The sequence below is a fragment of the Bifidobacterium sp. LH_230 genome (assembly GCF_056357555.1).
In genome coordinates this window covers 183656-196174 of record NZ_JBKEWJ010000001.1, presented here as the reverse complement: position 1 = coordinate 196174, position 12519 = coordinate 183656, and the positions used below count along the sequence as shown (strand labels likewise).

General features: G+C 64.2%; 9 protein-coding genes. 5 read left to right on the top strand and 4 right to left on the bottom strand.

The features are described 5' to 3' along the window. Window positions 1–98 precede the first annotated feature (98 nt). The gene (locus AC1A0G_RS00705) at window positions 99–1466 is read right to left on the bottom strand and encodes a M20/M25/M40 family metallo-hydrolase (protein ID WP_476526733.1); all 1368 of its coding nucleotides are present in this window, start codon (window positions 1464–1466) and stop codon (window positions 99–101) included. Window positions 1467–1568: 102 nt separating this feature from the next. Here AC1A0G_RS00705 and AC1A0G_RS00700 point away from each other — a divergent pair, with 102 nt between their 5' ends. The 4 genes from AC1A0G_RS00700 (at window position 1569) to glnA (ending at window position 6507) form a co-directional block, all read left to right on the top strand. After that, window positions 1569–2189 (top strand): DUF3043 domain-containing protein, encoded by a 621-nt coding sequence (locus AC1A0G_RS00700; RefSeq protein ID WP_476526731.1) that lies wholly within the window; start codon window positions 1569–1571, stop codon window positions 2187–2189. Window positions 2190–2282: 93 nt separating this feature from the next. Continuing rightward, window positions 2283–3842, top strand: coding sequence for an FAD-dependent oxidoreductase (locus AC1A0G_RS00695; RefSeq protein WP_476526730.1), 1560 nt, complete (start codon window positions 2283–2285; stop codon window positions 3840–3842). Window positions 3843–3943: 101 nt separating this feature from the next. Then, the gene (locus AC1A0G_RS00690) at window positions 3944–4759 is read left to right on the top strand and encodes a DUF4191 domain-containing protein (protein ID WP_476526728.1); all 816 of its coding nucleotides are present in this window, start codon (window positions 3944–3946) and stop codon (window positions 4757–4759) included. Between the two features lie 311 nt (window positions 4760–5070). Beyond that, entirely contained in the window at window positions 5071–6507 is a 1437-nt protein-coding gene (glnA, locus tag AC1A0G_RS00685; RefSeq protein ID WP_163229209.1) for a type I glutamate--ammonia ligase, read from the top strand. Between the two features lie 226 nt (window positions 6508–6733). Here glnA and AC1A0G_RS00680 read toward each other — a convergent pair whose 3' ends face one another. The 3 genes from AC1A0G_RS00680 to ligA all read right to left on the bottom strand — a co-directional run bounded on the left by AC1A0G_RS00680 (window position 6734) and on the right by ligA (window position 11863). Further along, window positions 6734–7867, bottom strand: a complete 1134-nt coding sequence (locus AC1A0G_RS00680) for an Mrp/NBP35 family ATP-binding protein (RefSeq protein WP_476526726.1) — start codon at window positions 7865–7867, stop codon at window positions 6734–6736. A gap of 227 nt (window positions 7868–8094) precedes the next feature. Beyond that, window positions 8095–8913: an endonuclease domain-containing protein gene (locus tag AC1A0G_RS00675; protein ID WP_476526725.1), complete on the bottom strand. Its 819-nt coding sequence runs from the start codon at window positions 8911–8913 to the stop codon at window positions 8095–8097. 259 nt (window positions 8914–9172) lie between these two features. Further along, complete coding sequence (ligA, locus tag AC1A0G_RS00670) at window positions 9173–11863, bottom strand: NAD-dependent DNA ligase LigA (protein ID WP_476526724.1); 2691 nt, start codon at window positions 11861–11863, stop codon at window positions 9173–9175. Window positions 11864–12258: 395 nt separating this feature from the next. Between ligA and AC1A0G_RS00665 the strand changes: the two genes are divergently transcribed. Continuing rightward, window positions 12259–12483, top strand: a complete 225-nt coding sequence (locus AC1A0G_RS00665; RefSeq protein ID WP_476526723.1) for a DUF6199 family natural product biosynthesis protein — start codon at window positions 12259–12261, stop codon at window positions 12481–12483. The last annotated feature ends 36 nt before the right edge of the window (window positions 12484–12519 follow it).

Sequence of the window (12519 nt, the reverse complement as noted above, 5' to 3'; positions counted from 1 at the left end):
CACTGATGTCATGCACGACTCGCCCCGCTAGGACGGTCGGTTGCGGGGCAGATCACCGACGATGTCCGCGATTTGCCCCGCAGCCGGCCACCAACCGCCTACTTGCCGAGTTTGGCGAGCAGGAGCGCCTCGGTGATGACGTTGTGCTTTAAACCGTAGAGGCTGATGGACTCATTCGGGCTGTGCGCGTTGGCCTTCGGGTCCTCCGGGCCGGTGACGAGCACCTGCGCGGACGGGAAGATGCGCTGCAGTTCGGGGATGAACGGGATGGAACCACCCTGGCCCTGGTTGATCGGTTCCACGCCGAACGCCTCGCGCATGGCCTCGAGCGCGTCCTTGGTGGCCTCCGCGTTCGGGTCCATCGCCCAACCCATGCCGTTGTCGGTGGGCTTGACCTCGACCTCGGCGCCGAACGGGGCGTGCTCGCGCAGGAAGTCCGCGAGCGCGGCCTGCGCCTCTTCGGGACGCTGGCCCGGCGCGGTGCGCAGGGACAGGCGGAACGTGGTTTCGGGGGCGATCACGTTGAACGAGCCTTCGACCGGGTGCGCGTCGAAGCCGATCACGGTGATGCTCGGCTTGGTCCACAGGCGCGAGGCGAGCGATCCGGTGCCGGCGAGACGATAGCCGTCGACCACGCCCGCGTCGGCGCGCACGCCGCCCTCGTCCACGTCCTGCTGCAAGCCGCCGACCGGCTCCTGCGCGAGCACGCCGGGGATGGCGAGGTCGCCGTTGGCGTCGTACATGGAGGCGATGAGCATCGCGGCGAGCGTGTTCGCGTCGAGGATCGGGCCGCCGTACTGGCCGGAGTGGACTGGATGGGTCAGGGACCGCACGGTCACGTCCACGCCGGTGTTGCCGCGCAGGGAGGTGGTCAGTGACGGGATTTCCGCGGACCAGTTGCCCGAGTCGGCGACGATGATCACGTCGGATTCGAAGTCGCTCTTGTGCTCCTCTATGAACGGGATGAAGCTGGCGGAACCCATCTCCTCCTCGCCTTCGATGAACACCTTGATGTTCACCTTGAGATCGTCGCCCAGGGCCTTGAGCGCGCCGGAGTGGATGGCGATGCCGCCGCCGTCGTCCGCCGAGCCGCGGCCGTACAGGCGGTCGCCGACGGTGGTGGCGACGAACGGGTCGGTGTCCCACGCGGACGCGTCCGGCACGGGCTGCACGTCGTGGTGCGCGTAGAGGAGCACGGTCGGGGCCGCCGGGTCGACGATGTGCGAGCCGATGACCTCCCATGCGCCGGGCGTGCCATCCGGATTGTGCGACTGGACGACCTTCGCGTCGACGCCGACCTCGCGCAGCTCCTCGGCCACGAATTCGGCGGAACGCTTCATATGTTCTCCAGTGATGCCCTGTGCGGAGACGGATTTGAGCGCGATCTTGCGTCCGAGCAGATCGACGATGCGTCCGAAGTCGGCTTCGACGCGCGAACGGATCTCATCGGCGGTGACTGATGCCATGATGCTCCTTTATATAGTGCGTGCAAACGGTATGTCTCAAGCCATTGTAGCGGCCCGGCCGCGGGCCGGCCGCGTCGAGGCGTGGCCGTACTGTGGGCTGACATGACATGGAATCCATTCAAGAAGAAGGAAGAAGCCGATCAGCCCGCGGACGCGCAGGCCAAGGCCGCTGCCGCGAAGTCCCCGCAGGAGAAGAAGGGTCGACCGACTCCGAAGATGAAGCAGGCGCAGGCGCAGAACATCCGCCCGCTGGTGCCGGCCGACCGCAAGGCCAGCGCAAAGGAGGCCAAGGCCCGCATCCGCGCCCGTGAGGACGCCGAGTACGAGGCGATGCAGAAGGGCGATGTGGCCCACATGCCGAAGGCCGAGCGTCTGCCGTGGCGCATCTACATCCGCGATTACGTGGACGCACGTTTCAACCTGGGCGAGTTCTTCATTCCGGTGGCCGTGGTCATCATGTTCGCGTCGATTCTGGTGACGACCGTGGCGCCGCAGCTGTCGCTGCCGCTCATGATCCTCATGTACGTGTACCTGTTCGCCGTGATCATCGACGTGTGGCTGATGTGGCGCAAGCTCAAGGTGAAGCTGGTCGAGAAGTTCGGCGAGCGTTCCGTCGCCAAGGGCATGCGTTCCGGCTCGTACGCGTGGAGCCGCGCGATTCAGGTGCGCCGCTGGAGGCTGCCGAAGCCGCGCTATCCCAAGCGCGGGCACTTCCCCGAGTGATCGTTATGGCTCCCTTCATGGGAGCCATTTTTGTTATTCGTTTTTTCTTGACCCCTCAGCCGTAGGGGCCAAGAAACAGCAAGGAGGCACAACGTGGAACAGCGTGTGGAACAATTTGACATCGCGATCGTCGGAGCCGGTCCAGGAGGCTATTCGACCGCGCTGCGCGCCGCGCAACTGGGACGCACGGTCGCGCTGATCGAACGCGACGCGACGCTCGGCGGCACGTGCCTCAACCGCGGCTGCATTCCGTCGAAGGCGCTCATCACCGCCACGCACACGATCGACACCGTGCATCGCGCGGCCGAGCTTGGCGTGAACGCGTCGGTCGACGGCATCGACTTCGGCCGACTGCACGACTATCGTCTGCACATCGTCGACACGATGACCAAGGGCCTGGCCGGACTGCTCGCGCACCGCGGCGTGACGGTCTTCCACGGCGAGGTCACCGGACTGGACGATACGCCGGCCGGCGCGCCATCAGCCGATCCGACACAGCCCGTGCCCTCACAATCCTCCCCCGCCCAACACACGCTCACCGTCACCGGCCGCGACGGCTCCCCCGTCGAACGGTTCATCAAGGCCGGTGTTCCCCAGCCGCTCGAGCCGATCGTCACGATCTCGGCGAACGAGGTCGTCGTCGCGACCGGTTCGCGTCCACGTCCGCTGCCGGGCATCGACTTCCGCGGCGCGCTCATCGACTCCACGCAGGCGCTCGAACTCGACGAGTTCCCGGCCAGCGCGGTCATCATCGGTTCAGGCGCGGTCGCGCTCGAATTCGCGTCCATGTGGGCGACGGCCGGCTGCGACGTGACGCTGCTCATCCGCAAGGACCGCGTGCTGTCGAACTGGGATCGGCGCGCGGCGGTCACGCTCACGCGAGAGCTGAAGCGGCATGGCGTGAAGATCGTCACGCACACGTCCGTCACGCAGGTCGATACCGGGGCGAACCTCGGCGCGACCGTGCACTACACGCGGCAGACCAGTGCCGATCAGTCCGAGCAGCTGACGGTGTGGGGCGAGATCGCGCTGGCCGCGATCGGTCGCGACCCGATCACCGACGCCGGTTGGATCGCGCGGAGCGGACTTACGCTGGATAATGCCGGCATGGTCGTCACCGACGACTTCGGACGCACGAACCTGCCAGGCGTGTGGGCGCTCGGCGACATCACCGAAGGCCCCGCGATGGCGCATCGCGCGTTCGAACAGGGCATCGTCGTGGCCGAATCGATCGCCGGACTCAATCCGAAGCCGGTGGACGATACGACGGTGCCGCAGGTCGTGTTCTCCTCACCGGAAGCGGCGAGCGTCGGCCTGACGCTTGATCAGGCGCAGTCTCGCGACGATCTGGAGTCCGTGTCGGAGACCGTGTATCCGATGCTCGGCAACGCCCGCATGCTCATGTCCGGTTCCGCCGGTTCGCTGTCGATCGTGTCGGGCACGTATGCGTCCGATCCGGATACGCCGGTCGTGCTCGGCGTGCATATCATCTCGCCGCTGGCGTCCGACCTGATCGCGGAGGCCGAACAGATCGTCGGCAACCGGGTGCCGCTAAGCGAGGCGGCGCGGCTCATCCATCCGCATCCCACGTTCTCCGAAACGCTCGGCGAGGCGCTGCTCAAGGCCGACGGGAGACCGCTGCACACGCGCTGACGTGCCACGGCGGATACCGCGGTGGCACGGCCCTGTCGGGGCAATGGTGCTGGTAAAGTGGTGAGATAGTGTGTCAACCCTTGGAAAGGTAAAGGAATTACATGGCTGAGAAGGAAGCGAAGCCGAAGAAGACCGGCTTTTTCTCGCGAATGGGCACGACGATCGACCAGATCAAGCAGATCTACAAGTACACGGCCGCGGAAGACAAGTCACTGCCGTGGCTGATCGCCGGCGTCGTCGCCGCGCCGATCGTGCTGTTCATCATTCTGGGCATCGTGTTCCACTGGTCGGTGCTCTCGTGGATCTTCCTGATGATCACCGCGATCATGCTCGCCATGCTGTTCGCCACCATGATGCTCACCAACCGTGCCGACAAGGTCGGCTACGCCAAGCTCGAAGGCCGTCCGGGCGCGGCGGTCAGCGTGCTCAAGAACATCAACAAGGCCGGTTTCAACTTCCCCGAGCAGCCGGTGTGGGTTGATCCGAGGACCAAGGACATGATCTGGCGCGGCACCGGATACAACGGCATCTACCTGCTCGGCGAAGGCGACTACGAGCGCGTCAAGCATGCGATGAACCGTCAGGAGCAGAGCATCAAGGGCGTCACCGCCGGCTCGAAGATCCCGGTCTACCGCATCTACGTGGGCACCGGCGCGAACCAGACCCGTCTCAAGGACCTGCGCAAGACCGTCGTCAAGCAGAAGGCGTACCAGCCCAAGTCCCAGCCGACCGGCTGGTGGGACACGATGTGGTACAAGATCAAGCCGACCACGCGCTTCATCCTTACCAAGAGCGAGCTGGAGACGCTGAACAAGCGTCTTGACACGCTGCAGACCAAGGCTGGCTACGGTATTCCGAAGGGCATCGACCCGACGCGCCCGCAGCGCGTGAGCCGTCGCGCCATGCGCGGCCGCTGATCTTGAGTCCAACTTTTTAGGGGTTGCGATCATTGCGATCGCAACCCTTTTTTCGTACCATCCGTGTCGTAGCGGGATTTCGCAGCCATTCACCGCCACGTCACCGCTCCCCTGATCTCACTAATCGAACACGTCCGTGACCGCTCACGTAACATGTCGTAACACGGCAATCGCATGATTCCGCGGCACAGCCCGTCCACACATCGTCGATTCGCCGTCTCGAAACATTCTCGTAACCGAAACGACGAGCGGGCGAAACGCACGTTCCTAGACTGTAAGCCTGTAAGTAACTTCACGAAAGGAGCGGTCCCGTGACCGAACTCAAGTCCAAGGAAGACGCCGAGGCCCTTATCAACAAGGAAGGCATCGAGTATGTCTCCGTCCGTTTCACTGATCTGATCGGCGTGCAGCAGCACTTCACCGTGCCGGCGAGCGAGTTCCTCAAGGACGCGTTCACCGACGGCATGCCGTTCGATGGTTCCTCCGTCGAAGGCTTCCAGGCCATCAACGAGTCCGACATGAAGCTCGTGCCGGACGTCACGACCGCCTTCGTCGATCCGTTCCGCAAGCACAAGACCCTCGACGTGGCCTTCTCCATCGTCGACCCGCTGACCGACGAGCCGTACTCGCGCGACCCGCGTCAGGTCGCCGGCAAGGCCGAGGCCTATCTGAAGTCCACCGGCATCGCCGACACCGCGTCCTTCGCGCCGGAGGCCGAGTTCTTCATCTTCGACAAGGTCCGCTACGAGAACTCCATGCAGCGTTCCTTCTACGAGGTCGACTCCATCGAGGCCCCGTGGAACACCGGCCTTGACACCGAAGAGGACGGCACCCCGAACATCGCGTTCAAGAACCGCGTCAAGCGCGGCTATTTCCCGGTTCCGCCGATCGACCACACCCAGGACCTGCGCGACGACATGGTCGCCAACCTGCAGAAGGTCGGTCTGATCCTCGAGCGTTCCCACCACGAGGTCGCCGGCGCCGGCCAGCAGGAGATCAACTACCGCTTCAACTCCCTGCAGCACGCGGGCGACGACCTGATGAAGTACAAGTACGTCGTGCACGAGACCGCCGCTCTGGCCGGCAAGGCCGCGACCTTCATGCCGAAGCCGCTCGCCGGCGACAACGGCACCGGCATGCACTGCCACCAGTCCCTGTGGAAGGATGGCAAGCCGCTGTTCTACGATGAGAAGAACTACGGTGGCCTCTCGGACATCGCCCGTTGGTACATCGGCGGCCTGATCAAGCACTCCTCCTCCGTGCTGGCCTTCACCAACCCGTCGCTGAACTCCTACCACCGTCTGGTCCCGGGCTTCGAGGCCCCGGTCAACCTCGTGTACTCGGCCCGCAACCGTTCCGCGGCCATCCGTATCCCGCTGGCCGGCACCTCCCCGGCTGCCAAGCGTATCGAGTTCCGCGCTCCGGACCCGTCCTGCAACCCGTTCCTGGCCTTCTCCGCCCAGCTCATGGCTGGCCTGGACGGCATCCTCAACCACATCGAACCGCCGGAGCCGGTCGACAAGGACCTCTACGAGCTGCCGCCGGAAGAGCACGCCGGCATCAAGCAGGTCCCGAGCTCGCTCGCCGAGGCGATGGACGCCCTTGAGGCCGACCACGACTTCCTGACCGCCGGCGACGTGTTCACCGACGACCTGATCGAGACGTGGATCGACATCAAGCGCGGCGAGATCGATCAGGCCCGTCTGGCCCCGACCCCGCTGGAGTACGAGCTGTACTTCCACATCTGATCCTTATGATCTGATGGTGTGATCTGAAGAAGCCCCCGACCGATATTAATCGGCCGGGGGCTTCTTGCGCTTTGTGACGTGGAGCGTGACAGGGAGCGCATCGGTCTGATATATCCATGTTCAAAACGTTGAAAAATCAACCTTTTGAACACACAACCAAAACCGCACGCCGCGCCCGGTCACGCTCCGCGTTACAAAATGGCGCGAGATGGGTATCCCACGCCGGTCAGCGCATCAGTCGTTCGGCGAGCGCGCGGAATTCCCGGCCGATGCCGTCGGTCCGCAACGCGCCTTCGGGCGTGAGCACGGCCGGCCGGCCACCCTCCCCCGTCTCGCGCAGTTCCGGTTCGAGCGGCAGCTGGGCCATAAGCGGCACATCGTAGCCGAGCGCGTCGGTGAGCTGCTCGCTCACCCGCTGGCCGCCGCCTTCGCCGAAGATGCGCAGTTTTTCGCCTTTGTGTTCGTACCAGCTCATGTTCTCGACCACGCCGCGCACCTTCATCGGCACCTGCAACGCGACCAGACCAGACCGCACGGCCACATCGGACGCGCTCGGCTGCGGGGTGGTGACGACCACGAGTTCGGCGTTCGGCAACGTCTGCGCCACGGAGATCGCCATGTCGCCGGTGCCGGGCGCGAGGTCGAGCAGCAGCACGTCCGGTTCGCCCCACCACACGTCGGCGAGGAACTGTTCCAAAGACCGCTGCAGTCGCGGGCCACGCCACAGGATCGCCCGGTCGGCGCCCGCGAACATGCCGATCGAGATCAGCTTGACGCCCCACGCGGTCACCGGCATAAGCATGCCGTTCAGGTTCGTGGGCTGCGTGTGCACGCCGAACAGTTTCGGCAGCGAGAAACCGTAGATGTCCGCATCGATGGCGGCCGTGTCGTATCCGAGCGCGGCGAACGTGGCGGCGAGGTTCGCGGTGACCGACGACTTGCCGACGCCGCCCTTGCCGGAAGCGATCGCAAAGATGCGCGTCTTGATGCCGGGTTTGTTGAACGGGTTCTGCTTGCGTTCGGCCTTGAGATCGGCGACGAGGTCGGCGAGCTTGTCGTGGCTCATCGACGTGACCTCGATGTGCGGGGTGAGGCTCGCGTCCGGGTAGGAGGCGACCGCGCCGTTGATCTGGTTGGTGATCGTCTCCGAGAGCGGGCAGCCGGGCACGGTCAGTTCGACTTGGATGGTCACGTCATAGGCCGGCTGGCCGTCGGCCGTCGACTCGGCCGCATCTGCCGGCACCGCGTTGATCGCCGCGATCATGCCCAGATCGGTGACCGACCGTCCCAGTTCGGGGTCGATGACTCTGCTGAGCCGGTCATAGATGGCCGCCTCAATATGCCGGGTGTCTGCTGTCATATGTCGTCCTCCTTATTGCCTCACCTAGACTAGCGTGAGATCGCGCGGCATGCCAGAGGCAGTCCCCCGGTTCCCGGGATTGGGCTCGCGCATCCCGGGAACCGGAAAACTCACATTTGCGCACAAACGCACATAGCACTTTGGCGGAAAACAGCGGATTTAAACCAGCAAACCGCACATACCCAGTTCCCGGGATTTCCAGCCCACAATCCCGGGAACCAGAGAGATCATATAAACACCTTGGCCAGTCCCAGCAGACGCATCTGTCGCTCCATCATCAGCCTGATGACCTGCACGATCCGCTGACGCGCAATATCATCAACCAGATCGGCCGCCGTGACCAATATGGTCTCCCAGCCAGCCAATCTCAGTCTGTTGAGCCGTCTGGCATCCGCACGCATCTGACCGGCACCGGCATGATATCCACCCTGATACTCTATGCCAAGCTTGATATCCGGATACGCTATATCTATGAAGCAGTAATCGTTCGGCCCAAACACAACGCGATGATTGACCGACGGCGTGCCCAGTCCATTCCTCATGACCAGAACATAGACTTGGGATTCCGGAGGCGAGTCTGTATTCGCCGCGAGAAACGGCGCTATGCTCAGGCATTTCGTACGCCCTTGGAATCCTTTGACATCCGTTGCATACCGTACGAGATCGTCTATGGAGGCGACCCTACGGCGACGATCCCTGCATGCAAATGATCCTGCGATAACCGCCAGACTCTCCTCGCTGCAATATCGAGACATCTGCGCCCATGTCATGGCCGGACGCGTCACACCATAGGTGTCTGTCTGCTGAATCAGGAACCTGCCTTTCCACGAGTGCGTAATCACGTTGTCGTACCGACGTCGCCTGGATTTATCTGCAAAAACGATGTGATGCCGGTCGACGGACAGTCCGCAGTCAGGAGGCGGGGATGTACCCCAATACTCCAGTGCGCTGCAGTGCGAAAATACGGGGACGATATCCAGATCAGCTGCAAGGACGGCACACTGACCTCGACGTTGCTGCATCAGTTGCAGCGCCTCATCGTACATGAAAGAACTCATGCGGCGAGGCTACAGGCCGACGGCCAATCAGGCAAGCCCAACCGGGGTATGTGGTCGAACGCTCGAGTTATCCACATAAGCTGGTTCCCAAGATCGGACGGAACAATCCCGGGAACCGGCAAACTCACATTTATGCACAAACGCACATAGCACTTTGGCGGAAAATAGCGGATCTGCCCCAACAAACCACACATACCCAGTTCCCGGGATCTCCTGCCCCACAATCCCGGGAACCGACAGCGGACGATCAGACCTCGCCCGATGCCAGCAGCGTGGCGAACTGGGCCTCGTCGAGCATGGGGATGCCGAGCTCCTCGGCCTTGGCGGCCTTGGAACCGGCGTTGGCGCCGACGACCACGTAGTCGGTCTTTTTGCTGACCGACCCGGCCGCCTTGCCGCCGCGTTCGATGATCGCCTCCTTGGCGGAGTCGCGCGAGTAGCCTTCCAGCGAACCGGTCACGACGACGGTTTTGCCGGCTAGGGTCTGCGGCAGGTCGCTCACCTCGGCCGCGCCCACACCCACGCCGGCACGCTTCCACGCGTCGAGCACGGCACCGCGCCAATTGCCCGGCTCGCGCGCCTCGGCGAACCATGTCACCACGGACTGAGCGATCTCCGGCCCGATACCGTCGATGGCGGACAGATCCTCCTCACTCGCCTGCTCGATCGCGTCCAGCGAGCCAAAAGCAGAGGCGATAAGCCGCGCGGTGGGCGGGCCGAGCCGGCGGATGGACAGCGCGACGAGCACGCGCCACAGGTCGGCGTGGCGTGCCTTGTCCATTTCGTCGAACATCTTGCGCGTGTTCTCACCGGGCCGGATGATGACCGGCACGTCGGTCTCGCCCGTACGCGTGGTCTTGTGGTCGACGCGCACGACGACCGCGTCGGCCGGCACGTCATAGTCTGGATAGATCGCGTCGGCCTCGGCCGTTGTCTCGCCGCGCTCGGCCAACTGCTTGGCCGTGAGCCTCTTCGTCGCAGTGGGCGCGGTCCAGAACGCGGGCACCTGATGCCACAGCCCCGAGCCGCCGATCCGCTTGCGCACCTTCTTCTTGCGCCCGTCGGCGTCAACCGTCTCATGCACTTCGATGATCGCGGCCTCGCGCCACACGCGCACGTCTCGCAAATCCGCGGCGGTCAGATCGAACAGTCCGGCTTCGCTGGAGAGCGCCGGCGTCTGCACGGGTGGCAGTTCCAGCCCTGCGACCGGGTCGTACGGGTCCGGCTCCTCGCCCGGTTTGACGAGAATCTCGGTGATGTTCGGCGCGTAGGTCGCGACCGTATCCGGCCGGTTCTCCTCCGGATTGGTCAAGGCGATGGCCGACTGGTCGCCCAGATGCTCGATGTCGAACGCCTTGCGCGAAGCGAGGTTGATGATGCGTTCGGTCAGCTGCGCGGGGCAGCTTTCCACGTTCGGGCAGCGGATGTCCTTGTCGCCTTCCTTGGCCGGCGCGAGTTTCGCCCCGCACGATGGGCAGACCGAAGGCATGACGAACTCGCGCAGCTTGTCCTCGCGCCCCTTGCGGCGTTCCAGCACCGGCCCGACCAGTTCGGGGATCACGTCGCCGGCTTTGCGCACGACGACCGTGTCGCCGATGAGCACGCCCTTGCGTTTGACTTCGGACGGGTTGTGCAGCGTGGTTCGCGCGACGGTCGAGCCGGCCACGTACACGGGCTTCAGGACGGCGACCGGCGTGACACGTCCGGTGCGGCCGACCTGCACGGTGATGTCGAGCAGTTCGGTGTTAACCTCCTCGGGCGGGTACTTGTAGGCGATCGCCCAGCGCGGCGCGCGCGATGTCGCGCCGAGCGCACGCTGAAGACCGAGGTCGTCGACCTTGACGACGATGCCGTCGAGCGCGTGCTCGATGTCGCCGCGATGCTCGCCGTAGTAGTCGATCATGTCGAGGATCTGCCGGAAGTTCGTGACGGTGCGGTTGTGCGGCGAGACCGGCACGCCCCACTTGGTGTACAGTTCGTACGCCTCGGACTGGTCGTTGACCACGTCGTGCGAGCCGGCGGCGCGCCCCGCGCCCCAGCGCAGCGTGCCGATGCCGTGCGCGTAGAAGCTGAGTCGCCTGGTCGCGGTGATGCGAGGGTCCTTCTGGCGAAGCGAGCCGGCGGCCGCGTTGCGCGGGTTGGCGAACGGGGCGCGGCCGGCGTCCTCCTGTTCGTCGTTCAACGTGCGGAAATCGTCCCAGCGCATGAACACCTCGCCGCGGATCTCCACGAATTCGGGGATGTCTTCGGCCGGGCCTCCGAGGTTCGCGGGGATGGAGCCGATGGTGCGCACGTTCAGGGTGATGTCCTCGCCGGTCACGCCGTCTCCGCGCGTGAGTCCCTGTTCGAGCACGCCGTTGCGGTAGATGAGGTTCAACGCGAGGCCGTCGATCTTGACCTCGCAGCTCATCGGCAGCGGCTTGGATTCGGGCCAGTCGAGGTCGCGGATGACCGAATCGTACCAGTCTCGCAGTTCCTCGATCGAGAACACGTCGTCGAGGCTCATCATGCGCGACGGATGACGTACGGACGCGAAGTCGTTGGAGAACGTGCCGCCGACACGATGCGTGGGACTCTGCGGCGAGTCAAGCGACGGGAATTCGGCCTCGAGACGCTGCAGGCAGCGCAGCCGCGCGTCATAGGCGGCGTCGGACGAGACGGGCGAGTCGTCGATGTAGTAGGCGATCTGGTCTGATTCGACCCATGCGGCCACCCGCGCCCACAGTCGCGCGGCGGCCTCGGACGACATCGCGGCGACGTCGAGCCGGTCGAGCCGCATCGCGTCGTCGTCGGTCGGCTGCAACGCGGCGATCCACGGCTCGCTGCCGGGCGCGAACCGGTTCAGACCGGTGTCCTCCACCACGGCCGGAGCAGCGGCGTCACCGCCGTCGCCGTTCGCGGGCGTGTCAAAATCCCATGCCAGTTGTTCGTCCGTCATGTACCCTCCATAATGATCGATCGCACACCAGTCTACCGGTGGACGTGCAAAGTTTGTCCGCGCCGAACTGAGGGTTGCCCGGTTTCGGCTGGGATTGTTCGGTGTACCCTCAGAGATCGACTGGTATTTTGCTGGATTTAATGTGATGGGTTTGACGCTCCCTCAGTCAACCTACGGTTGACAGCTCCCTCAGCCGAGGGAGCCGAGAATAACAACGCGTCGGTTTAGGTCCGACAAAGTACTAGTGGTCTGTCGGATTTAATGTGATGGGTCTGACGCTCCCTCAGTCAAACTACGGTTGACAGCTTCCTCGGCCGAGGGAGCTGAGAATGACAATGCGCCAATTTAAGCCCAGCAGAGTATTAGACTGACATTACCGGCCAAAGGAGGCTCACATGGACATCCCCACCATTCTGCTGTTCGTTCTGCTGGAGATCGTGCTGATCGCGATCGGCATCGGCTGCCTGTTCGCGCCGAACACGATGTGGCGCATCGAGCATGTCCTGAGCGTGCGTGGCGGTGAGCCGACCGACTTCTATATCACGATGACCAGGATCGGCGGCGTCATAGCGTTGGTCGCCGCCGTCATCCTGCCGTTCCTGCCGATGATCCTCCACTGACGTTCAGCGGTGCGGCCGCCGTGAACCAGCCGCACC

What these genes read in the sequence shown, in the direction of transcription:
- AC1A0G_RS00705 (WP_476526733.1), bottom strand. Translation starts at nt 1,466, where the DNA reads ATGGCATCAGTCACCGCCGATGAGATCCGTTCGCGCGTCGAAGCCGAC.
- AC1A0G_RS00700 (WP_476526731.1), top strand. Translation starts at nt 1,569, where the DNA reads ATGACATGGAATCCATTCAAGAAGAAGGAAGAAGCCGATCAGCCCGCG.
- AC1A0G_RS00690 (WP_476526728.1), top strand. Translation starts at nt 3,944, where the DNA reads ATGGCTGAGAAGGAAGCGAAGCCGAAGAAGACCGGCTTTTTCTCGCGA.
- AC1A0G_RS00680 (WP_476526726.1), bottom strand. Translation starts at nt 7,867, where the DNA reads ATGACAGCAGACACCCGGCATATTGAGGCGGCCATCTATGACCGGCTC.
- AC1A0G_RS00675 (WP_476526725.1), bottom strand. Translation starts at nt 8,913, where the DNA reads ATGTACGATGAGGCGCTGCAACTGATGCAGCAACGTCGAGGTCAGTGT.
- ligA (WP_476526724.1), bottom strand. Translation starts at nt 11,863, where the DNA reads ATGACGGACGAACAACTGGCATGGGATTTTGACACGCCCGCGAACGGC.
- AC1A0G_RS00665 (WP_476526723.1), top strand. Translation starts at nt 12,259, where the DNA reads ATGGACATCCCCACCATTCTGCTGTTCGTTCTGCTGGAGATCGTGCTG.